This is a genomic window from Streptomyces sp. NPDC017520 (assembly GCF_044329855.1).
Taxonomy (GTDB): domain Bacteria; phylum Actinomycetota; class Actinomycetes; order Streptomycetales; family Streptomycetaceae; genus Streptomyces.
Genome location: NZ_JBIRKB010000010.1, coordinates 136,386 through 158,557 on the forward strand (window position 1 = coordinate 136,386; position 22,172 = coordinate 158,557).

At 73.0% G+C, this 22,172-nt stretch carries 16 protein-coding genes and 1 pseudogene; 7 read left to right on the plus strand and 10 right to left on the minus strand.

Annotated elements, in window-relative coordinates; all coding sequences use genetic code 11:
• Positions 1 to 11: 11 nt before the first annotated feature.
• Together murJ and ACH4KB_RS24145 are read right to left on the minus strand one after the other, a co-directional pair.
• Complete coding sequence (gene murJ / locus ACH4KB_RS24140; protein ID WP_398067973.1) at positions 12 to 1,700, minus strand: murein biosynthesis integral membrane protein MurJ; 1,689 nt, start codon at positions 1,698 to 1,700, stop codon at positions 12 to 14.
• Between the two features lie 5 nt (positions 1,701 to 1,705).
• Entirely contained in the window at positions 1,706 to 2,908 is a 1,203-nt protein-coding gene (locus ACH4KB_RS24145; RefSeq protein WP_398067974.1) for a lipid II:glycine glycyltransferase FemX, read from the minus strand.
• Positions 2,909 to 3,150: 242 nt separating this feature from the next.
• Here ACH4KB_RS24145 and ACH4KB_RS24150 point away from each other — a divergent pair, with 242 nt between their 5' ends.
• From ACH4KB_RS24150 to ACH4KB_RS24165, 4 genes are all read left to right on the plus strand, one after another.
• Positions 3,151 to 4,362, plus strand: coding sequence for an Ig-like domain-containing protein (locus ACH4KB_RS24150; RefSeq protein WP_398067975.1), 1,212 nt, complete (start codon positions 3,151 to 3,153; stop codon positions 4,360 to 4,362).
• A 305-nt stretch (positions 4,363 to 4,667) separates the two neighbouring features.
• Entirely contained in the window at positions 4,668 to 6,116 is a 1,449-nt protein-coding gene (locus ACH4KB_RS24155) for a hypothetical protein (RefSeq protein WP_398067976.1), read from the plus strand.
• A gap of 108 nt (positions 6,117 to 6,224) precedes the next feature.
• Positions 6,225 to 7,502: an AAA family ATPase gene (locus ACH4KB_RS24160; protein ID WP_398067977.1), complete on the plus strand. Its 1,278-nt coding sequence runs from the start codon at positions 6,225 to 6,227 to the stop codon at positions 7,500 to 7,502.
• Positions 7,499 to 8,743, plus strand: a complete 1,245-nt coding sequence (locus ACH4KB_RS24165; protein ID WP_398067978.1) for a VWA-like domain-containing protein — start codon at positions 7,499 to 7,501, stop codon at positions 8,741 to 8,743. Before ACH4KB_RS24160 ends, ACH4KB_RS24165 begins: the two co-directional genes overlap by 4 nt.
• 43 nt (positions 8,744 to 8,786) lie before the next feature.
• On the opposite strand, the gene ACH4KB_RS24170 is transcribed toward ACH4KB_RS24165, so the two are convergent.
• Positions 8,787 to 9,725: a hypothetical protein gene (locus tag ACH4KB_RS24170; protein WP_398067979.1), complete on the minus strand. Its 939-nt coding sequence runs from the start codon at positions 9,723 to 9,725 to the stop codon at positions 8,787 to 8,789.
• Between the two features lie 192 nt (positions 9,726 to 9,917).
• Positions 9,918 to 10,390, minus strand: a pseudogene (locus ACH4KB_RS24175) (ATP-binding protein).
• Positions 10,391 to 10,687: 297 nt separating this feature from the next.
• Here ACH4KB_RS24175 and ACH4KB_RS24180 point away from each other — a divergent pair.
• Positions 10,688 to 11,746, plus strand: a complete 1,059-nt coding sequence (locus ACH4KB_RS24180; RefSeq protein ID WP_398067980.1) for a DNA sulfur modification protein DndB — start codon at positions 10,688 to 10,690, stop codon at positions 11,744 to 11,746.
• Positions 11,747 to 11,876: 130 nt separating this feature from the next.
• Positions 11,877 to 12,485: a hypothetical protein gene (locus ACH4KB_RS24185; RefSeq protein WP_398067981.1), complete on the plus strand. Its 609-nt coding sequence runs from the start codon at positions 11,877 to 11,879 to the stop codon at positions 12,483 to 12,485.
• Here ACH4KB_RS24185 and ACH4KB_RS24190 read toward each other — a convergent pair.
• Positions 12,445 to 13,278: an N-formylglutamate amidohydrolase gene (locus ACH4KB_RS24190; protein ID WP_398067982.1), complete on the minus strand. Its 834-nt coding sequence runs from the start codon at positions 13,276 to 13,278 to the stop codon at positions 12,445 to 12,447. The two genes, ACH4KB_RS24185 and ACH4KB_RS24190, sit on opposite strands and share 41 nt — an antisense overlap.
• A 200-nt stretch (positions 13,279 to 13,478) precedes the next feature.
• Here ACH4KB_RS24190 and ACH4KB_RS24195 point away from each other — a divergent pair, with 200 nt between their 5' ends.
• Positions 13,479 to 15,653, plus strand: coding sequence for a tetratricopeptide repeat protein (locus tag ACH4KB_RS24195; protein ID WP_398067983.1), 2,175 nt, complete (start codon positions 13,479 to 13,481; stop codon positions 15,651 to 15,653).
• On the opposite strand, the gene ACH4KB_RS24200 is transcribed toward ACH4KB_RS24195, so the two are convergent.
• The 5 genes from ACH4KB_RS24200 to ACH4KB_RS24220 all read right to left on the minus strand — a co-directional run bounded on the left by ACH4KB_RS24200 (position 15,568) and on the right by ACH4KB_RS24220 (position 22,120).
• Positions 15,568 to 16,872 carry a hypothetical protein gene (locus tag ACH4KB_RS24200; protein WP_398068141.1) on the minus strand — a complete coding sequence of 435 codons (1,305 nt, stop codon included), beginning with the start codon at positions 16,870 to 16,872 and terminating at the stop codon, positions 15,568 to 15,570. The genes ACH4KB_RS24195 and ACH4KB_RS24200 overlap by 86 nt on opposite strands.
• 765 nt (positions 16,873 to 17,637) lie before the next feature.
• Positions 17,638 to 18,618: a sphingomyelin phosphodiesterase gene (sph, locus tag ACH4KB_RS24205; RefSeq protein WP_398067984.1), complete on the minus strand. Its 981-nt coding sequence runs from the start codon at positions 18,616 to 18,618 to the stop codon at positions 17,638 to 17,640.
• A 169-nt stretch (positions 18,619 to 18,787) separates the two neighbouring features.
• The gene (locus ACH4KB_RS24210) at positions 18,788 to 19,450 is read right to left on the minus strand and encodes a class F sortase (RefSeq protein WP_398067985.1); all 663 of its coding nucleotides are present in this window, start codon (positions 19,448 to 19,450) and stop codon (positions 18,788 to 18,790) included.
• A gap of 122 nt (positions 19,451 to 19,572) precedes the next feature.
• Complete coding sequence (locus ACH4KB_RS24215; protein WP_398067986.1) at positions 19,573 to 20,031, minus strand: hypothetical protein; 459 nt, start codon at positions 20,029 to 20,031, stop codon at positions 19,573 to 19,575.
• A gap of 103 nt (positions 20,032 to 20,134) precedes the next feature.
• The gene (locus ACH4KB_RS24220; RefSeq protein WP_398068142.1) at positions 20,135 to 22,120 is read right to left on the minus strand and encodes a sensor histidine kinase; all 1,986 of its coding nucleotides are present in this window, start codon (positions 22,118 to 22,120) and stop codon (positions 20,135 to 20,137) included.
• Positions 22,121 to 22,172: the final 52 nt, after the last annotated feature.

The window sequence follows — 22,172 nt, forward strand, 5'->3', positions numbered from 1 at the left end:
GATGGTGGTGGTCAGGTCCGGGGCCGGGTCCGGGCCCGGGGCCGGGGCCGCCGACTGTGTACACGCAGGAGCAGCGCGTTCAGTTCGGCGAGCCGCAAGGGACGGGCGAGCAGGGCGAAGGTGAGGACGACGACGGCCGCGCCGGCGACGGTGGCGGCCAGGGCTCCCGCCCGTGCCGCGCCCAAGGCCGCGAGGTGGCCGAGGGCGGTGGCGGGGACGGCGGCGAGCAGCAGGCGTGCGTGGGCGGCCGCGGAGGACGACCGCCGCAGGGGGCGTACGACGTCGAGCCGACGGCTCAGCACCCTGCCGGTCAGCGCCCAGCCCGCGCACAGAGCCAGTGAGTAGGCCGCTGCCATGCCCGTGACGGCCCAGCGGGCCGGCAGCAGGTGCGCGGCGGTCAGGGACAGTCCCGCGTTGAGGGCGACGATCACCAGGTTGAGCAGGAACGGCGTGCGGGTGTCGGAGAGCGCGTAGAAGGCGCGGGACAGGACGTACTGGCCCGACAGGGCAATCAGTCCCGGTGCGAAGGCCATCAGGATTCCGGCCAGTGCGGCCGTGTCGGCGGCGCTGGTCCTGCCGTATCCGAAGACGAGGGACGTCACCGGCCCGGCGAGGGCGAGCAGCGCGCAGGCGCCGGGTACGACGCCGGCCGCGCATACCCGCAGAGCGTGGGAGACGTCGTGCCGCAGGCCGGTGTTGTCCCCGTCGGCCGCCGCCGCACTCATCCGTGGCAGGAGCGCGGTCACCACGGACACGGTGATGACGCCGTGCGGTACGACCCACAGGGCGTAGGCGTTGTTGTAGGCGCCGAATCCGGGTCCGCCGTCGAGGCCGGCGTCCGTGGCGAGCCGGGTGGTGACCCAGTAGGCGGCCTGGTTGGCGACGACGAGCAGTACCAGCCAGCCGGCCGCTCGCAGGGGGCGGGTCAGTCCGCTGTCGCGTCGGGCGAAGCGGGGCCGCCAGCGGAAGCGGGCAGCCCGCAGGGCCGGGACGAGGGCGAGCGCCTGGACGGCGATACCGGCGGTCGTGCCCCAGCCGAGCAGGGCGGTCCCGGTCGGTGTGAGGGTGTCCCCGCCCCCCAGGGAAAGGACCAGGTACAGGCCGAAGACGGCCATGACGACGATGTTGTTCAGGACGGGGGCCCACATCATCGCGCCGAACCGGCCCCGTGCGTTGAGTATCTGGCCGAGCAGGGTGAACAGTCCCAGGAAGAAGATCTGGGGCAGGCAGTAACGTGCCAGCGCAAGGGTCATGGCCGCCTGGCGGCCGGTGTAGTCGGTGTACACGTCGACGATCATGGGGGCGGCCCACACGGCGGTCGCGGTGATGATCAGCAGGGCGACGACGCAGACGGTGACGAGCCGGTCGGTGTACGCGGCCCCTCCGTCGGAGTCTTCCTTCGCGGCCCGGACCAGCTCGGGAACGAAGACGGCGTTCAGCGCGCCGCCCAGCAGCAGCATGTAGATGATGGTGGGCAGGGCGTTGCCGACCGCGTAGCCGTCGGCACTCGGCCCGATGGTGCCCAGAGCCGCCGCGACCACGGCGGTCCGGGCGAAACCGGTGGCGCGGGAGACGACGGATCCGGCGGCCATGACAGCACTGCCGCGCGGAGCGGAGACCGCCTCTCCGGCTTCCGGGCGGGTGATGACGGTGGCGGCGTGCGTCGTCGAGGACGTCTTCGTCGGGGATGTCTGCTTCATCTTCTTCATCGGCGGTTCAGGTACGCCTGGAAGGCACGGTGAAGCGCGAGGTTGGCGCTGCCCCCCAATGGCCTCTCCCATTCCCCCAACGTCTCGACGACCTGCCCACCGGTGCCGAGCTTCCACCGCAGCAACCCGTAACCACGTTCTTCCGGATCGAGAGTGGAGGCTACCCCGCGCATGTCGTAGACGTCCGCTCCGAGGGCGTGGGCATCCAGCAGCATCCGCCATTGAAGGGCGTTGGAGGGGCGGACCTCGCGGCGGTGGTCGGCGGAGGCGCCGGTCTGGTACCAGGCGCGGCGGCCCACGGTGATCAGCGTGTGGGCGGCCAGGATCTCGCCCCGGTGCCGGGCCAGGTACAGCTTCATCCGACCCGGTTCCTCGGCGTTGAGCGCGGCGTACTGGCGCTCGTAGTAGGCGAGCGAGCGGCCGAGGCGGAAGCCGTCACGCCGCTCGGTGACGGCGAGCAGCCGGCAGAACTCGGGAAGGTCCGCCGCACTGCCGACCACCACCTCCACGCCCTCCTTCCGGGCCCTGCGCACATTGCGTCGCCACTCCTGGTTGAACCCGGCCCACACGTCGTCCGTGGTGCGTCCGGCGAGCGGCACCCGGAAGACGTGGCGGGGCTGGGCGTCCCCGCCCTGCCCGGACCCGTCGCCACCGCAGCGGCGCCAGCCCCTGGCCCGCAACCGGTCGGCGACGGCGGAGCCGAGGGGGTCGACCTCGCTGGCCAGGACGTCGCCGAGGCGGCGGCCCGGGCCGGCGAGCGGCTTGAGCCGGGTGGCGTCCCAGCGCCGGTAGGCGGGCGACGGGCCGATGCGCACGGCGAAGGCGCCCGCACGGCGCAGGTGCCCCAGGAGCGGATCGAGCCAGCCGTCGACGTCCGGGTCGCTCCAGTCGGCGACGGGCCCTTCGGGGAGGTACGCGAAGTACTTGCGCGTACCGGGGAACGGCCGCAGCAGCACCAGCGCCACGCCCGTCAGTCCACCCGCCTCCGGATCCGGCCCCCAGCCGATCAGCCGGGAGTCCCATCCCTCCTTGACGCCGGCCCAGGACGGGCACTGGAGGAAGCCGGCGCCCAGGGCCTGGCCCTCGGGGGACGCGAGAAAGCCGCGGTACGTCTTCGGGGTGATGGTTTCCAGGGCCACGCCCCGGTTCCGTGCTCGGGGCACGGAGCTGGACGACGACGGCACGAGCAGAGCTGACACGGTCTGGCCTCTCCTTCTCCCCGGACCTTCGGCGGGGACGGCTCCCCGGACCTTTCGCGGGGATGCGGAGGATGTTCACAGCGCTTCATGACCGCTCCGACCGGCGAATGTGACCGGACCATGACCGTTCCTCAACAGTCGGCATCACATCGCTCCGCAGCGTCTGACCTCGACTTTTTCGGCTCTACAGTCGCAGCATCGCCGACTCGTCCGGCTCTCTCGCGGCTCTCCCGGAGGTCCCTTTGTCCCGCTCGTCACGCACACCCGTACGCATCCGTGCCCGCGTCCGGGCCGCCGCCGCGGCCACCCTGCTGGCACCCCTCGCCGCCTGCTCGTCGAGCGCTCCTCCCGGCGCCCCGGTCGCCGAGGTGACGCCGAGCCCCGACGACCGCCCCGTCACGGTCTCCGTCACGCCCGCGGGCAGGAAGGTCCCGGCCGGTGAGCCCGTACGGGTCACGGTCGAGGGCGGCAGCCTCACCTCGGTGACCGTCACCGACGCCGACGGCCGCCGGCTCGCCGGAAAGGTCGCCGCCGACGGCCGGTCCTGGGTCTCCGACCGCAAGTCCGCACCCGGCACGGCGTACGAGGTGACGGCTGCGACCCGCAGCGTGGGCGGAACCGCCCGGAGCGCCCGGGCCGAATTCACCACGGCGAAGGCGGACAAGGTCAACAAGGTCGACTGGAGACCGGGCGCCGGCACCACCGTCGGCGTCGCCCAGCCGATCTCCCTGGTATTCGACAACCCGGTCAGGAACCGGGCCGAGGTCGAGAAGCACCTCAAGGTCACCACCTCGAACGACACCGAGGGCTCCTGGGGCTGGATGCGCGACTGGTCGGGCCGGGACCGGGTGGACTGGCGGCCCCGGGCGTACTGGAAGCCGGGGACCGAGGTCAGGCTGAACGCCGAGTTGAACGGCACCGACTCGGGCGCGGACGGCGGCTGGTTCGTACGCGACTACACGACGTCCTTCACCGTCGGCGACCAGCAGATCGTCGAGGTCGACCTCGACCGCCATCGGCTCTCCCTCGTACGGGACGGAAAAACGGTCCGCAGGATCCCGGTCTCCGGCGGCACGCCCGGCGGCGACAAACGATCCTGGCGAGGAACCGCCGTGCTCATGGCCAAGGAGGGCACGATCAACATGAACTCCGAGACCGTGGGCCTCGCCGACGCCTACAACAAGATGGTCGACCACTCGATGCGGTTGACCTGGTCGGGCATGTACGCGCACGCCGCCCCGTGGAACGCCCGCTATCTCGGCATGGCCAACCGCAGTTCCGGGTGCATAGGAATGAGCGACGCGGACGCGGCCTGGTTCTACGGTCAGGTCCAGCCCGGCGACCCGTTCGAGATCACCGGCAAGGACACCAAGGGCGTGGTCGCCCCCGGGAACGGCTTCGGCGCGTGGAACGTCTCGTGGACCGAGTGGCAGGGGATGAGCGCGTTGCGCTGAGACGGGCGCCGGTCAGGAACGGGCGCCGGTCAGGAACGGAAACCCCTCGGTAGCCAAGGGGGTGTTCCGCGGGCTCCGGAGGCCAGGTCCACCGGCGGGCGCGGAGCGACGGGCGAGCCGTCCTGCTCCGGTCAGCGGATGGCTCGTCAGGGCTGCTCAGCGGTGATGTGGGCGCCCTGTCAGGGACGGGCGGCGCTCCGGCGGGAAAAAAAGTTCTGGCAGATCGCGGCGACCGGAGTTAGGCTCCCCGCGATGACTCACTCCATGAACAGATTGGGGGACCCGTCCGCGCAAGGTGAGTGCTGATGCTCACTTCGACCGCGAACCGGGATTCCTACCCGTCTCCTCTCTCCTCCCCGTCCTTCTGGCTGCGCGTGCGCGAGTTCGCCGTGCCGGCCCCGATGATCGAGACTGCGACCGCCCGCCGTGAGGCCGGGGACTGGGCAGGAGCGTGCGCCGCGGCAGGCGTCGACATCGATTTCCGCCTCCGGTCCGTGGTGCGCAGCCACGGCCCGGAACTCGCCGCCCGCATCCGGGCGGACCTTCGCCATCTGGCTCCCGACCTGCTGCGCTGGCACATGCCGAGAATCGCCCCGCACGGGCTGCTGCGCCCGGGGCTGACGATCGAACTGGCCCGCTACGACCCACCGGAGCGTGCCGCCCCGGTCCCCCTGCACCTGGTCGTCCGGACCCCGCCCGCCTGGGCGGACGCCGGGCAGCGGATCAGCCTCGCCCTGTGGGACGGGTCGCACACCGAACCGGGCGCCCGCCGCCACCCCCACCCACGTCCGAACCAGCGCTTCCGCCTCGATCTGCACCGCCACCTGTGGGATGCGCGCAGGACCGATGAGCTACGGATGCGCTGCGGCCTCGACGACCTGCCGTCCGCCCGTGCCGCCGAAGCCGCCGACCCGGAACCGTGGAGCGCGGTCCCGCCGGATCGACGCTGCGCCGTCGACCGTTGGGCGGCGGAGGCGGCGATCCTGCTCCGCGCCGAGGGGCAAGGGCCGGACAGAGCGTTCAGCGTGCGGCTGGGCGGCCGACGCCGGCTTCTCCTGCGACTGGAGGCCGGCACGGACGGTCGGGGGACGCCTGTCGCGCGGGTCGCGGAAGCCCCGGACCCGGGCGCGTCCACACCACCGGTGCTGCCGGACGCGGCGACCTGGGTGCTGCCCGACCTCGACCTGCTCCGGACCGGGGAGATCGAAGCCGGCCAGCTGCACCCGCTGGTCGCGCGGGCCCTCGTCCCGGGCTGGCCGCCGCCTGCTCCGACATCGGCTCGTCCGGATGGCGGTGACCGGGCGGGAGGGTCGCGCCTCGTGGAATGCCGGGGAGAGCAGCACCGGATCGGCCTCGTCGCAGGGGCCCTCGCGCCGCTGGACCACGACCCGGCCGAGGTCCGTCGCGAAGAACTGCTGGTCGCCCTGAGCGGTACTCCGCTGCCCTGCCTCCAGGCCATCGACGAGGCGCACCGGCGGCCGGACTGCCTCACCGGTGTGCGGGAACGCCTCGACCACGGCGACATCGCCGGTGCGCTGGCCGTCGTCGAGGGGCTGCTCGGCCGTGAGGCGTTGCTGCGCGACGGCCCTCTGCGGGACGAACTGGAGGCCGCCGCGCAACGGCGGATCACCTACGGACTGTTCCGGGCCGACCTGCTCGGCCCCGGACCTGTCCGCCACCGCTCCGACGCCCGCCGACCCATCGACCCCCGCCCCCGCCGGGCCCGGCGCCCGCGCCACACAGCCGTCCGCTGACCTCGGGGGGTTGCCGGTCCTGTCAGCTCCCGCGCCGTGACCGTCCTGGCCCAACCCCGCGCCCACCCCTGCTCATTCGCCCTCCCTCATACCCCCAGGTGATCACTCATGTTCACGAGCACCCCGTCCGCCGCACTCGCACCCGAGTCCACGGACTCTGTCCCTACCCCCCAACTCGACGTCGCCGAGGCGCTGATGAGCTTGCTGCGCGACACCACCACCGAGCCGCGCCCCGACACCCAGCTGGAGGCGCTGACCCTGGCGGTCTCCGCCGACCTGCCCGTGTTGCTGTGGGGTGAGCCGGGGATCGGCAAGACCGCGGCGCTCACCCAGCTCGCCGCCTCCCTGGACCTGCCGCTCACCACGGTCATCGCCAGCGTCCACGAGCCGTCCGACTTCTCCGGACTGCCCATCGTCGGCGACCATCCCGCCGAACAGGGCGTGCCGATGGCCCCGCCGGACTGGGCCGTCCGCCTCGTGCGGGCCGGGCGCGGGCTGCTGTTCCTCGACGAGCTCTCCACCGCACCGCCCGCCGTGCAGGCCGCGCTCCTCCGCCTCGTACTGGAACGGCGGATCGGATCGCTGCAACTCCCGCCCGGCGTACGGATCGTGGCCGCCGCCAACCCGCGCTCCTCGGCGGCCGACGGCTGGGAGCTGAGCCCGCCGCTCGCCAACCGCTTCGTCCACCTCCAGTGGACCCACGACCACGAGGTCGTCGTACGCGGCCTCGCCGGCACCTGGCCCCGCGCGACCCTGCCCCGCCTCGACCCCGAAAAGCTGCCCGAGGCGGTGGACTTCGCCCGGCGCGCGGTGTGCGGGCTCCTCTCCGCCCGCCCCACGCTCGTCCACCGGCTGCCCACGACGGAGACTCGCCGGGGCGGCCCGTGGCCCTCGCCGCGCAGCTGGGACATGACGCTGAGCCTGATCGCCTTCGCGACCGCGGCCGGATCCTCCCGGGACGTGCTGTCCTTGCTGGTCAGGGGGACGGTGGGGGACGGCCCGGGTCTCGAACTGCTGGCGAGCCTGGACCGGATGGACCTTCCGGACCCCGAGGACCTCCTCGCCGACCCGGCAGGCGCCGTCCTGCCCGAGCGCGGCGATCTCCGGCAGGCCGCGCTGGACGGGGTCGTCGCGGCGATCCGTACCCGCCCGGACCGGGCCCGTTGGGACGCGGCGTGGGCGCTGCTCGTCCGGGCGCTGGAGGGCGGAGCCCCGGACCTGGTGGTCGTTCCGGCGACGACCCTCGCCGCGCTGCGCCAGGAGGACTGGGACGTACCGGCCTCCATCGAACAGCTCGCGGGAGTCGTGTCCCTGTCGGGACGCGCGGACCGGGCGACGGCCCGCGTCACGGCGAAGGCGAAGACGAAGGCGACGGCCGGCCGATGACGACGACGGACGCGTCGCGCGCGCTCGACCTGGACAAACTCTTCGCCGCCCGCCTCCAGGCCGCCCGGGTCCGCCCCTACCTGGCGACCGCGCTGTTCGCCCTGCACACCGTGGAGTCACGGCAGGTCCCGACCATGGCCGTCGACCGGTACTGGCGGGCCTACGTCTCGCCGTCCTTCGTGGCCCGTACCCCCGTCGAGGAGTTGGCCGGAGTCTGGGTCCACGAGGTGTCGCACCTGTTGCGCGACCACCACGGCCGCAGCGACCGGGTCGCCCGGCAGCGCGGACTGACCGGACCGGGGGAGCGGCTGCGGATGAACATCGCCGCCGACTGCGAGATCAACGACGACGTGTACGGCGACGGCCTGGCCCGGCCGAAGGGCATCGTCTACCCGTCCACGCTGCACCTGCGACCCGGCGAGCTGATGGAGGACTACCTGTACCAGTTCCGCCTCGGCTCCCGCACCCAGGACCTCGCCTGGCTGGACTGCGGAAGCGGCGCCGACGGGCTGGAGAGGGAATGGGACGTGGGGCCCGACGGCGCGCACGGGCTCAGCGCCCATGAACAGGACGCGGTCCGCTTCCGGGTGGCGCAGGGCATCACAGGCCGGCCGGGAAACGCCTCGAAGGGGTGGAAGCGGTGGGCGGAGGAGGCGTTCCATCCGCCGCAGCCCTGGCGGGACCTGCTGGGCGCCGCCGTACGTTCGGCCGCATCAGGGCCCGGTGCGGGGGAGGACTACACCTACGGCCGCCCGTCGCGACGCTCCACCGGACTGCCCGGCGTCGTCCTTCCGAGCCTCCGCCGCAGACCGCCCCGGGTCTCCGTCGTCATCGACACGTCCGGCTCGGTCAGCGACGCCGAACTGGGCAGCGCCCTGTTGGAGGTCGCCGCCATCTCCCGCGCGGTGGGCGGCCGCCGCGACCTGGTCACCGTCCTCGCCTGCGACGCGGCGACCCGGGTCGTCCACCCGCTGTGCCAGGCCGAGGGCATCCCCCTGGTGGGAGGTGGCGGCACGGATCTGCGTACGGGCTTCGCGAAGGCGCTCCGGTCCCACCCCCGCCCCGACGCCATCGTGATCCTGACCGACGGACAGACACCCTGGCCGACCGCGCAACCGGCCTGCCGCACGGTCGTCGGCCTGTTCCCGAGGGACCACAGGCGCCGCTCCTGGGACGAGGACAACCCCGACTACGTCCCACGCCGGCCGCCGGCGTGGGCGCGGGTGGTGGAGATCGGTTAGCAGCGACACCTTCTGCGCCGCCGGGGACAGGGCGGTGGGGCGGTCAGGAGAGGAGAGCGATGATCATACGCCCAGGAATCAGGTACAGCGTGACAACCGTGCTGCTCAGTACGACCGGCAGGCCGCCGAGAATACGCAGAGGGAGCCAGAGGGGGGACCAGGAGCTCAGCGCTTTGCCTGTGCCGCCCGTCTTCGGCAGATACCAGACGGACCGGATCGGCACGGGCTTCCCGGTTCCGCTCCCCGCCGCCCGCGGACACTCACGCTGTCGGCCAGAAGCGTCGGTGACCACGTAGACGTGCTGGGCAGCGCCGTGCGGACTGACCGCCGATCGCGCGAAAGTCGCCTGCGTCCGATGGCCACGGCGCATCAGTGCCCACAGGTCGGCTGCGGCACTCGCGACGAGAAGGCCCGAGAGAGCAGCCAGTGCGCCGGAGTTCCCAGCAACGACGAAGGCGACAAAGGCTCCTGGTACGTCGCCCGCGGCTGCTAGAGCGCCCGCGTAGCCGATGAGCAGTGCGAGCAGCCCGATCGCCCACGGAAGGGGCAGGCCGCCGTCAGGGCGCGGCGGCAGGCTGTCAGCCTCTTCGGCCGAGGTGGGATGCCCGCTGGGCAGATGGGGCGCACCTTCGCGGAGCCGTACAGCGTCGGCCGCGCACACGGCGATGAGGCGCTTCGCACCGCCGCTGGGGGCCCACCTGACCTCGACGGTCGCCGGCCCGTGCCGCGAGTCGAAGAAGCAGGGCGGAAGCCGCTGGGGCAGCGGCTCGCCGGCGACGCGGGCCTCCAGGTCCACCAGAGCGCTCATGCCCTGCTGCAACAGCTGGGGAACGAGCTTCACCTGCTTGAGGCGGTGCAAGGCCCTGGAGGCCGCGTCGTACGCGTCGAGGGCACGTGCCCAGTCGTCCACCGCCTTCGACGGTGCTCCGGGATCGCCCGGAGCGAAGCTGTGCTCGGCCAACAATTCGCCGAAGGCCGTCACTTCGGCTTCCAGCTCCCGCTCACGTTCTCTTCGCCCCGCCCCACGCATCCCTGGCCCCCTTCGCCCCGCGATGACTCTTGGAGCCTAGGCGTTCCGCGTGCCGGGGCGCGTCGGCTTCCCCCCGCCGGGTTTCGCCGCCGTTGCGGGTGTCGGCACCTCTGCCGACAGCGAGCGCATGCGTTTCGGACCGGATCAGACGGATCGTACGTCGAGCGAGGCCCACACGGTCTTCCCGGGGCCGTCGGTGCGGGGGAACCAGCCCAGGTTATCGACCAGGGCGGCGACGAGGAGCAGCCCTCGGCCGCCTTCCTGGTCGTCGGCCGACGATGAGTCGTTCAGCACGGGGAGGCGCTCGCCCCGGGTGTCGGTGACCTCCACGCGTACGGTCGCGTCCTCGACGGAGAACCGGAGGTGGAAGTCACGTCCCGGTACGAGGCCGTGGCTGACCGCGTTGGCGCTGAGCTCCGCCACGACCAGCGTCAACGCGCGTGGGCGCCACTCCCGTATGCGATGCCCCAGGCGTCGAGCCGTTCGCCGGCCAGGTGTCTGGCGAGCCGGGCGCCGCGAGGCGTGGAGCTGAACCGCATCGCGAAGTGGTGCCAGGTGAAGCGGGGTTGGGCGGGCCGCGCGTTGCGAACGGGGAGGGGTGAAGGGTTACTGGTCATGCCTCCACGGTGACGGCTCGTGGCGTAGCGTGACCAGAGGTGACGCGCCGTCGTGAGGTGGTTGTACGCGGCGACGCGCGGTGTGTACGCATGTGGGACAGGCGGTGGCGAGAATGGCGCAGGACAACGAGGCGGGCGGCACGGGGAGCGTGGCGGGCCCGGAGCCCGGAGCGCGGCCCGAGGACGAGCCGGGGTCCGGGGTGATGGTCGCGTTCGGCCGGCAGTTGAAGCTGCTGCGGGTTCGGGCGGGGCTGGACCGGACGGAGTTCGGTAACCCTGAAGGCCGCGTCCGGGGCCGTGCGCCGCCACGCCGAACTGCGGTCGCTGGTCCAGCGGTCGCTGAAGTCCACGCAGAAGGGGAAGAACGTCGGCTCGTACGCCGAGTACATCGCCGACGGTGTCAAGGGGGAGCTGGGCGCCGGCTGGTCCACCCCGCCCATCACGTTCTGGCACGCGGGACCGCTCGCCGCCCTCAGCGACGAACTGGTGGCCGGCACCGGACTGCGGACCCTGACCATCACGCCCGGCACCTCGATCGTCGCCATCGACGGCGAGACGCAGACCACCGCCTGGCACGAGCTGTACGACGACCCGGAGCGCTTCGGCCTCACGTACGCCGAACTCGCCGCCGTGCGTATCCCCTTCGAGCTGTACGTGGACCTGTCCGTGGCCGACGCCCGGCAGATCTTCTACGACCGGAACGTGCAGGGCGTCGTAGTGGCCAAGAACCTCGCCATGTCGATGGACCAGCGCGACTTCGCCACGCGCCTCGCCCACCGTGTCGCCGACGCCGTCAAGGTCGAGATCGACGACAGGATCGTGTCGTTCGCCAAGCTGGTCAACGCGAGCAAGCGCCAGGTGGGAAAGACCGACCCCGAGGTGATCACCCTCTCCGCGCTCCGGGCCCTCGTGATCACGTCGATCTACGGGCGCGGTGGCCTCTCGCGCTCGGCGGAGACCGTGCACGAGGACGAGCTGCCCGCCGGGTCGGACGCCCAGCAGGTGGAAGCGTGCGTCCTGCCGCTGCTCGCGGGTCTGATCTCCGGCCACAGCGCCCATTTCCTCGCACGGAGCGCCCTCACCGCCCCGGCCGTGCTTGCCGGGCTGGGCATCGCGGTGCACCACACCACGCCCTGGGCCGAGCCGTCGAACGCGCTCGGCGCCGATCAGTTGAACCGGCTGCTGTCGGACATCCGATGGGAGCGGGACGCCCGCTACTGGGACGGGGTGGCGGCGAAGGCGGGCGCCTCCGGGCGGCTCAACTTCAGCGGTGGGGTCAAGGACTCCGGAGGGCGCGTCGCCGACGCGATCCTCTACCCGGCCACGGAGACCGGGCGCCGGATCCGCGGCCGGTGACCGCCCACCCCCGCCTGCCTGTCGCACGGATCGGCGTCGCCCTGCCAGGCACTGGGCCCGCGTGTCGGTGGACGACGCGTCCCAGCGGCCTTCCACCTGTTGTCGCATCACCACGACCTGGAGCACACACATGAACCCGCACCAGCCCGACCAGCACGCGCACCAGGGACCGCTCGGTGGGCACCCCGAAGAGCGCGGCCGCCCCACCACGCCCTGGGGAGCGCCTCCGCAAGGGGCTCTGCCCGATCCCTCCGCCCCGCGGAAGCCGTCGCGAGGCAAGGCATGGGTGACCCATGGAGCCGTCGGCGCCGTCGCCCTGTTCCTCGGCGTCGGCATCGGCATCTCGGACGACGAGGCCCGGGCCGAAGCCTCGGACGCCGGTCCCACTCCGAGGATCACCGTGACCAAGGAGGTGGAGGTGCCCGGCCCGGAGGTCACCGTCACGAAGACGGCCACCGTCACCGCCAAGCCGCCCAAGCCGCCGAAGCCCAAGGGGCCGCCCACCACCGTGGGCGGGGACGGCGAATACCTGGTGGGTGAGGAGATGCGCGCCGGGACCTACAGGACGGGCGGCCCCGGTGAGTCCTTCGGGTGCTACTGGGAGCGGGCGAGGAACTCCAGTGGGGAGTTCGACGCGATCATCGCCAACGGCAACCTGGAAGGCAGCGGGCGGGTCACCGTCAACAAGGGGGAGATCTTCAAGTCCACCGGTTGCCAGGACTGGAAGAAGGCCGACTGAGCGCCTCCACCAGCTCCGCCAACGCCCCCGCCAGCAAGTCGAGCCCCGGTCCCGCCGGGCCGCCCGGCTCGCTCATGTACGTGTCGCGGCGGATCTCGATCATCAGCGCGGTGACCCGGCGGTCCGTTCCGTAGTGCCGGAGGGGGACGTACGTACCCGAGAACGGGGTGTCGTGCCCGATACCGTCGTGACCGACGCGGCCGCCGAACGCCGCCTCCGCCGCCGCGAGAAGCTCCGGCGGGGTGTGGAACGGGTCGGTGCCCAGGCAGACGGGCGGGCGGGGGCCGGCGCCGTGGAGTTCGTAGGGGAGGGGCACGGTCGGGTACGAGTGGACGTCGATGATCACTGCGCGGCCCGCAGCCGCGAGGCGCGACTCGACCGCCGCCGTCATCGCGGCGGCGTACGGGTGGAAGTACGCCTCCAGCAAAGGATCCGGGTCCGCCTCCTGCGGGCGGAGCGGTTCGCGGTGGGTGGTGCGGGTGTAGACGGCGCCCATGCCGACGGCGAGCATCTCCTCCCGCTCGTCCGGGAAGCGTTCCGGGTCGACGACCAGCCGGGAGAGGTTGTTGACGAGACGCCACGGGGTGGCCGGGGCGATCACCGCTGCCGCGGCGGCCAGTTCGGCGGTGTGGGCGTCGGTGATGTGGTCGAGTTCGCGCTCCAGTGCGGCATCGTCCAACGAGATCCCCTCGCGTACTTTCCGTGGGATGCGGCGGGCCCCGTGCGGGACGTGCAGGAGGACCGGTGAGTCGGCAGCTCCCGGGATGAGCGTGAACGGCTGCGGATCACTCACGAGTACTCCTTCGGTGTGTTTCGTTCGTACCCGCACCAGCATTCCGGACCGTGGCCGGAACGCACCGGGCGGCCTCCCCGTTTCTCCTGGCAGCCCGTCAGCGCCCCTCGCGGGCGACTACCGTTGATCTCGCGATCGGTCGTGACGGTGCCCGGGAGGGGTGTACCGGGCGAACCGGCGGAAGGCAGGGGGCGCACCGCATGCTGGATCCCATATCGATGGCCGCCATCACGGCGGTCCTCGGCGCCGTCGGTTCGGGCGTGGCGAGCGAGGCCGGCAAGTGGGCCTGGGAGACCGCGGGCGGGCTGGTGCGGCGGATGGCCGGACGCGAGGTCGTCGCGCCGACCCGGCCCGAGGAACGGGACGCCGTGGCGCGGATCGTCCACGACAGCGTGCGGAGCGACCCCGAACTGGCCCGCACCTGGAGTGCGTTCGCCCGCACGGTGGAGACCACGGGAGCAGCGGTCGGGCGGCCCCGGCTGCCCTCCTCCGTACGCTTCTTCACGGACCGGAAGGGGGCGATGAGGCTGCTCGACCGCGAGGCGGGCCGCAAGGCGGACGGACGTCCCCGGGTCGCCCTTCTGTACGGGGACGACTCCATGGGCACCAGTGCCCTCGCCGTGCACTGGGGCTGGCGGGCGGAAAGCCTCTTCCCGGACGGGCAGCTCTACGTGGACCTCGGCCGCCGGGGCACGGGAAGTGCCCACACCGCCGGCAGCGCCCTGCGGGAAATGCTGCTCCGGCTCGGGCTGCGCGACGAGCGGATCCCGCCCTCGCAGACGGAGCGCATCGACACCTTCCACCGAGTCGTCGCGGACCGCAAGCTGCTCCTCGTCCTCGACCACGCCCGGTCCGCCGCGCAGATCGCGCCGCTGCTCACCTCCGCGCCCTCCGTCCTCACCCTGGTCGTGGCCCGGCGACCGCTCTCCGGTCTCGACGCGTTCCCGGTGCCCGTGGGCCCCCTCGACGACCGGGACGCGGCGCGCCTGCTCACCAAGATCGTGGGCAAGCAGGTCATGCGCTCCGCCCGTGCGGCTCTCCCCGCAGTGCTGGCACGCTGCGGCGGATCACCGTACGCCCTGCGCGCCGCGGCGCCCCGGCTCCTCGATCCCGGGCGGTTCACCGCGGCCCCGCCGCCCCCACCGCCCCATGACGAACCGACGGACGAAGCGACGGGAGTGCTCACCATGCGCGACAGCGACCCGGTGCGTACGGCCGCCGAGGACGCCTACCGGCTGTTGCGGCCGGACGCCGCCCGGCTGTACCGCCTGATGGGGCTGCGGCCGTGGCCTGCCTTCGACGCGGAGGCCGCGGCGCGGGTCGCGGGCATCGACGTCGACGCCGCCGAGGAACTGCTGGGCGGGCTGGCCGACGTACTGCTGCTGGAGCACGCGGACAACGGGCGCTACCGCTACCGGCCGTCCGTACGCGCCCACGCCGAGGAAGCGGCGTTCCGCCACGAGGGCATCGCAGGCTGCTCGGCGGCCACGACCCGCGCGGTCGAGCACTACCTGCGGCTGTCGGTGACGGCGGCGCGGGCCGCACTCCCGGAGAGCTGGCGGGTGCCGGAGGCCCTGACGGACGGAATGGACGGCGCCTACGCCGGGCGCGGCGACGCCGTGGCGCGTCTCGCCGCCGAACTGCCCAACCTCGTCGAAGCCGTCGCGACCGCCGAGGAGTTCGGACAGCCGGACACGATGCTGACGCTCTGCCGCGCCCTGTGGCCGCTCCAGCTCAAAGCGGGCCACCACGAGGCGGTGCTGCCGGCTCTGCGGATCGGAGCGGCCGTCGCCGACGCACAGGTCCCCGGCAGCCGGACCGCAGGCGCCCTTCACGTACAACTCGCCCACACGCTGGGCGAGTTGCAGCTCGGAGACGAGGCCGGTGCGGAAGCGGCGGCGGCCGCACGCGACGAGCGGGCGGCGGGGCACACCCGCGGTCTGGCCTCCGCCATCGAGATCCTGGGGCTGCTGCGACTGCGGCAGTGGCGCTTCGCCGACGCGTACGACTGCTTCGGCGAGGCGTACACCGTCCTCGACGGCATCGGGCCGGACGACGAGGGCGCGGCGGATGTGCCCCGGGCGCGGGCTCTGCTGGAACGCCACAGGGGCCGGGCCCTGCGGGGGCTCGGGCGGCTGGGCGAGGCCCAGGAGCACGTGCGGCGTGCCCTGGCCGTCTTCCGGGCGAACGGCGACGCGTACAACACCGCACGGGCTCTCACCGACCTCGCCGAGATCCTGCTCGCCGGTGAGGAGCCCACAGCGGCGCTGCCGTTGACCGACGAGGCGATCAGGATCCTGTCCGAGGAGAACGCCGACCAGCACGTGGAGTACCTGCGTCGTTTGCGTGAGCGCTGCTCCGGTCCGCGGGAGTAGGCGAGGGGCGCTGCCGTGTTCCGCCCGCCGCCGACCCGTCCGCCTCGGCCGTGACGACCACGTGGTGGGCGGTGCTGCCCGTACGGACGGTCAGACCGTCCGTGACCAGAGTGGCAAGGGCTCTGCCCGCCGCGAGCCAGGCGTGCACCGCCGACGCGTACACCGCCGGGTCCGCGTCGGCTTTTGGCCCTCCGGTCAGCCGGAGCAGGGCCCCGCCGCGGGTCCGGACGACGCAGGACGAGGTTCCGGTGACGTAGGCCGCGAGTGCGCAGTGCGCGTGCCGGTCCAGTACCTCGGCAGCCCATCGGCCGGGCGGGCCGAACCGCGGGTCGTCCGAAGCTCCGTCCCTGAAGACGACGTCGGCCAGACCGAGTTGCCCCGGATCGCGGGTGTCCTCGTGGACGGCCAGATGGGCGTCCCCCGCCCCGGCGGGCTCCCGGGCGGGATCGGCGTACCGGATCACGACGACCTCCGGTCCCGGGAGGCAGCGCGTCAGCACGTACAGGGGAGCCGTATGCGGGGCGGATTCCCGGTCCGGCAGCGGCAGCGGCAGGAGCAGGGCGGGGCCCGGCGGCTCGGGGGCCGCCATCAGTTCGTAGAAGGCCCGCCTCAGCCGCACCGCCGCCTCGCCGGGCACGGAGGAGGTGAAGCGCATCGGACCCGGCTGCGGGACGTGGCTTTCGATCAGCGCGTCCAGTTGGCCGCGCAGGGGCGCCCGCGCGTCGAGTCCGGGCGTGGTCCGGATGAAGTCGGCGATGGGCGCGTCGGGATCGAGGCTGTCCAGGGGGGCGGCTCCGAGGAGTACGGGGGTGCCGAGCGCCGCCGCGTAAAAGGTGACGGAACCGTGGTCCCCGATGACCACGTCGGCCGCGAGCAGCGCCTGACGCCAGTCCTCCAGCGGGTCGACCAGCGCCAGGCCGGCGCGTCTGGCCCGGTCCAGCCAGGCCCTGATCTGGCCGGGGCCGTGACCGTGCCAGATGTTGGGATGGAGGACGGCGGCGATGCGGTACTCGTCGGCGGGAAGCTCCGACGCGAGCCGCGGAAGCAGCGCGGGCAGCGTGTCGTCACCGTACCCGCCCTCGCCGGAGGCTCCTTCCCCGTCGCCGTCGCCCAGCAGCGACTGGGGGCTCCAGGTGGAGTTGAGCAGTACGAGCCGCTGCCCACGCCCCACACCGAGCGCCCTGCGAAACCGGTCGCGGTAGGGACGTGCCGCCAGCATCCGGTCGAAGCAGGGGTCGCCCCCGAGCACGGCGGTGGGCAGCGCTTCGGGGCAGGCGGCGGCCAGTCGGTCGAACTGCTCGGGGTGGGAGAGGACGAGTGCGTCGGCGAGAGGGACACCGTCCGCGAGGAGCCAGTCCGGCGCGAGTCCGAAGACCGGGGGAGGCGCGCCCTGGGGCGGGCCCTCCACCCCCGACGCCTCCGCATCGGTGCTCGGTGCTCGGTGCTCGGTGCTCGGTGCTCGGTGCTCGGTGCTCGGTGCTCGGTGCCGCCAGCCTTTTAGTATAGCCGATACCGTGCGAGAGTATGATCAACGGCCCCTGAATCGCGCTGAGTTCACCGCCGAAGCTGGCCGAGATCGCAAGATCCACCGGTGTCGCGAGAGCCTGTTCCCACGGCAGTACGGGCACCCCCGTGTCCGCGAGCAGTTCCGCGACGCCCGATCGGAAGGCCGAGGACCCCGTGCAGGTGGCGAGGAGCTGCACCCCGAGGTCGTCGTGGAACAGCGGCAGGACGTCGAGCAGCCTGGTCGCCGAGGTGACGTTGTGCACGACGAGCAGGACGCGACGGCATCGCACCCGCGTGGCCCAGCGGGCCGCGTCGTCCCCGACCGGCACCCGTATCCAACGGTCCCGCCCCTCGTCCATACCGGCCCTCTCGCGCGCTCCCGGACACAAGCGCTGGCCACGATATATCGGCAGGATCCGGGCGACGCGCCGTTCCCCTCCGGCGACGAGCGGAGGGGGACGGCGAGGTCATGGTGCGGTCACCGGCCGGAGCCGATCACCGGGTAGTGGTCGGAGAGGTTCGTGTACGTGTAGTCCTTGCCCCAGCTGGACACCGTCCACGGGGCGCTCTCCTCCTTGATCACGTCGTTCTTCCAGCCCGCCGGCTTGGCGTGGCCCGCGCGGTGCAGGACATGGTCCAGGTCCTCGCGCGGGTCGTCGGGGTAGCGCTCGGAGGCTATGGAGTTGTCGCGGGTGTCGAAGGAGTACGGGTGGCCCGTCCGGGTCTCCGGTGCGCTCAGGCCGGCGTCGGAGAGGAACGAGGCGTACTCGGCCGAGTGCCCGTCGACGTTGAAGTCGCCCGCCACGACGACCTGTTCCGAGGCCGGGATGTTCTTCGCGTCCAGGAACGCGTCCATCTGCTGGAACTGCCGACTGCGCACCTGCGCCGCCTGGCCCGCCGAGCAGCCGGGGTCGGTCGACTGGGCGTGCGTGCCGACGACGTGGACCCGGGCTCCGTTGACGTTCAATACCGTGTAGGCGAAGCCCTTGTTCGAGAACCAGTCGCCGCCGCAGGCATCCTTGAAGACGAACTGCTCCTTGCGCACGATCGGCCACTTGCTCAGGATCGTGACGCCGCCGTCCTCCGGCGTCGTCGCCGCGTACGAGCCGCCCGTCGCGTCCCAGCCGCTCTTGCTCCGCCCGACCACCGGGGTCTGGTACGGGTACGGGGACGCGGAGTTCCGCAGCAGCGCGTCGGAGGCCCCGTTGTCGAAGGCCTCCTGGATCACCACGACGTCATTGCCCCGGAAGAACGAGGTCTTCGGGATCTCGGCGGCCCGGTGGTCCTGGCCCCAGTTGGGGTACAGGGCCTTGCTGAAAATGAACGCGTTGTACGAGAGCACCCGCAGCGACGGGGTCTCGACAGCCGCCGCCTGCGGCGCGTTCACGGCGAGGGTGACGGCGGCGAGGGTGGCGGACAGGGCCACGCCGGTCAGGCGGCGGAACGCGGGGTTCGGCACGGGGTCTCCTGTGGTCGAGTGGGGGGCGTACCGGTCGATCCCATCCAAGCAGCGGGAGTTACCCACGGGTAGACGTCGGGTGGCCCGAGTCTGTCCGGTCGGCTGCCATCCGTCGCGCCACCGCCATGTGCGGCCGTCGCTCGCGTGATTCCCGTGGCGGCAGATCGTTTCAGGCGAGAGCGGCGTACACGACGAGGTTGTCGACCGTATGACCGTCCGCGTCGAACTCGCCGTCGCAGGTGATGAGCCGCAGCGTGCTGTCCTTCGTCGGGCCGTAGACCTTGTCGGTGGGGAACGCCTTCTTGCTGACCGTCTCCTTGCCCGTGACCGTGAAGCGCAGGGTCTTGCCCGCTCCGTCGCGGACCAGCACTTCGGCGCCCTCGCGGATGTCCTTGAGGTCGTGGAAGACGGCCCGGCCGAAGCGGGTGTCGTTGTGGCCGATCAGAACGGCCGGCCCCGGTGCCCCGGGCACGGAACCGCCGCTGTACCAGCCCGCCGTCATGCCCTTCTCCGCGGGCGGGACCTCGACCGTGCCGTCCGGGTTGAGGCCCAGCTCCATGAGTGTGCTCCGTATGCCGACCGAGGGGACGGAGACGTGGGCGGGAGCCGGCTGACCCGGCTCGCCCGTCCTGGACGGCCCGGTCGATCCGCTCGATCCGGATGCCGCCTCGCCCTGTGCGGAAGACGCCGAGGCGGAGGGCGCGCCCGATGCGGCGGAGGAGGACGAGGAGGAGGGCACGGCGGACGAGCACCCCGCCAGTGCGACGCAGGCCACGACGGCGGTCAACAGGGCGGCGGTCCGCCGGAAGCGGTGGGGCGTACGGGACGGCACAGAGAACTCCGGGATCGGGGCGGGACAGGGCGGTGGGACAGGGCGGTGCGGGCCGGGGAGCGGGCGTGGCGCCGCCCCGGCGTGGGGGCGGCGCCACGGTCAGCTGTGGTGAGCGGCGCGGGTCAGCCGTTGAGGCCGGCCGCCGAACGGCGGCGCAGCACGATCGTGCCCACGCCGGCGAGCAGCGCGGTCCCGGCCACCGAACCGGCCAGCACCGCGGTGCTGTTGTCACCGCCTCCGGCCGGGCGCTCACCCGCGGCGACACCGCCGCGCGGGATGACCACCGGGGCGGCCTCCTTCGCTGCGGGCGCGGGAGCGGGCGCGGGGCCCTCGCCCGCAGCGACGCCGCCGCGCGGCGTCACCGCCGGCCGGGCGGCGTCCTTGGCGGCGTCATCGGCTGCTTTGCGCTCGGACAGGTCGACGACGGGGGGCTTGCTCTCGGACAGGTCGACGACGGCCGGCTCCGACGGCTTCGGGGAGGAGTCGGCGAAAGCGGCGGCGGACGGGACCAGCACCGCGCCGGCCGCGACAGCGGCCAGGACGGCGGCACGCAGGGTACGTCGAGAGGTGAAAGCGGTCATACGGACGGCTCCATTCCATAGTCGCCCCGTGACGGCCCCGGACGACGGTTCGCACCGGGGACGGGGCATGCCGCCAGGCTGGCGTGGAGATATGAAGAAGCTGTCAGAGCGCTGTGGTCATCCCATCAGGGCCGGACGGCGTGGTTCCGGGCAGCCGAAGGACGAACGTCGACCCCTTGCCCTCGACGCTCGTCGCTTCCACCGTGCCACCGTGGGCCTCGACGAGTTTGCGGACGATGGCGAGGCCCAGGCCGCTGCCGCCCGTACGGCGGCTGCGGGACTTCTCCGCGCGCCAGAACCGGTCGAAGACATGGGGCAGGTCCTCGGACGGGATGCCGGAACCGGTGTCCGCCACCTCGACCAGCACCGCCCCGTCGCCCTCGTCGGAGACGTACGCGCGCAGCGTCACCCGCCCGCCCTCCGGAGTGTGCCGTACGGCGTTGGACACCAGGTTGCCCACCACCTGCCGGAGCCTGACCGGATCGGCGCGCAGGGCCGGCCCCGGGGCGGTGCCCGTGACGGCGAGGGTGACGCCCGCGTTCTCCGCCCGCGCCTGGTGGGCGGCGGCGGCCTGACTCAGCAGCTCCCGGGCCTCTACGGGCCCGGGGTGCAGCCGCAGCGCGCCGGCGTCGGCGGCGGCCAGGTCCTGGAGGTCGTCGATGATGTGCTGGAGCAGCACGGCCTCCTCCAGCAGCGAGGAGACGAACGCCGGGTCGGGGTCGGCGAGCCCGTCCTGGGCGGCCTCCAGCCAGCCCCGGATGTTGCTCAGCGGGGTGCGCAGCTCATGGGCGACGTCGCTCACCATGGCCTTGCGCTGCTCCTCCAGCCGCGCCCGGTGCGCGGACATGTCGTTGAACGCCGCGGCGAGCCGGCCGACCTCGTCGTCCCCCGAGACGGGCACCGACTCCGGCTGCTCCCCGTCGCGCATACGCTGCGCGGCGCCGGTCAGCGCGTGCAGCGGGCGCACCAGCCGGGCGCCCGCGAACACCGAAGCGCCCACGGTGAGGGCCAGCACGAGCGCCGCCGCCCCGGCGATCCTGGCCGTGTTCGCGGGGGACAGATCGAACCCGGGCAGCGTCGCGCCGCCCTCGTCGCCGATGAAGAGCAGGGCGGGGGAGGCCACGTACGAGCTGAGCTGTTCGCTCCGGGCCGTGCCGACACAGGACGCGATCGCCCGGTCTCTCTCCCCGGTGCGTTCCGGCGTCACGACGGATGGCCCGGCCTCCTCCGCAGGGGCGTCGCGCGGCATCGGCACAGGCGCGGGCGCCGGCACCAGCGGCCCGGGTTCGCCCGGCCGCGGGCCGGACTCGGGTCCCAGGGACGCCCGGGCCGGATCCCCCCAGGACAGGTCGCTGTTCAGCGGTACGCCCTCGCGGCCCTGGCGCTCCAGACAGGCGTCGGCCAGCTCGGTGAGCGCGTCGAGCGCTTTGCGTTCCGAAGGGGTGGGGGTGTCCAGAGCGGCGAGATCACAACGCGTGCCCAGCGCGCGTTCGGGGTCGTTGCCCACGATCTGCACCCGGGGGCGGCCGCTCGGGCCGACCACCACGTCCGAGGCGATACCCGCCCGGTTCAGGCACTCCACCTTGCTGTCGGCGGTCCGTCGCAACGCCTTGCTGTCCGCCGCCGACAGCCGGAACGGCCCCACCGCCCGGGGGTCGATGCGGTCGGCCGCCGTGCCCTGCCCGTCGGTCCCGCGCGCCGCCAGAACGGTGTCCACGGACAACGGGTCGACCACGGCGGACGCCTGCGGCCCGAGCGCCGGGGCGGTCGCCGCGGTGGCCGAGTCGGCGAGCGGCTGTCTGCCCTGTGTGGTCAGGGCGACCCGGCGGCCCGACTCCCGGGCCAGTTCGCGCACCGTCGCACCGACCCCGTCCCAGGTCGGATTGCGGGCGGCGTAGTCCAGCAGGGTGTCGTAGATCCGGGCGTCCGCGGTGAGGTTCTGCCCCTGCTCCTGCTTGATCGCACCCGAGGTGGTCTGCACGGCGATCCAGGCGGTGGCCGCCACCGAACACGCGGCCACCAGCGCCGAAACGGCGAGCAGCCGCCCCAGCAGGCTCCGGCGCAGCGGCAGCCGCGCCCGGCCCGCCATCTCCCGCCGGCCGTCGCGCCGCCCGCGTCGGCCGGCGCCCCTGCCGTCCTCG

Excerpts from the sequence above, each read along its gene's own strand:
- murJ (WP_398067973.1), bottom strand. The coding sequence starts at position 1,700 with ATGAAGCAGACATCCCCGACGAAGACGTCCTCGACGACGCACGCCGCC.
- ACH4KB_RS24215 (WP_398067986.1), bottom strand. The coding sequence starts at position 20,031 with ATGACCGCTTTCACCTCTCGACGTACCCTGCGTGCCGCCGTCCTGGCC.
- ACH4KB_RS24165 (WP_398067978.1), top strand. The coding sequence starts at position 7,499 with ATGACGACGACGGACGCGTCGCGCGCGCTCGACCTGGACAAACTCTTC.
- ACH4KB_RS24220 (WP_398068142.1), bottom strand. The coding sequence starts at position 22,120 with ATGGCGGGCCGGGCGCGGCTGCCGCTGCGCCGGAGCCTGCTGGGGCGG.
- ACH4KB_RS24200 (WP_398068141.1), bottom strand. The coding sequence starts at position 16,872 with ATGCTGGCGGCACGTCCCTACCGCGACCGGTTTCGCAGGGCGCTCGGT.
- ACH4KB_RS24160 (WP_398067977.1), top strand. The coding sequence starts at position 6,225 with ATGTTCACGAGCACCCCGTCCGCCGCACTCGCACCCGAGTCCACGGAC.
- ACH4KB_RS24155 (WP_398067976.1), top strand. The coding sequence starts at position 4,668 with ATGCTCACTTCGACCGCGAACCGGGATTCCTACCCGTCTCCTCTCTCC.
- ACH4KB_RS24195 (WP_398067983.1), top strand. The coding sequence starts at position 13,479 with ATGCTGGATCCCATATCGATGGCCGCCATCACGGCGGTCCTCGGCGCC.
- ACH4KB_RS24185 (WP_398067981.1), top strand. The coding sequence starts at position 11,877 with ATGAACCCGCACCAGCCCGACCAGCACGCGCACCAGGGACCGCTCGGT.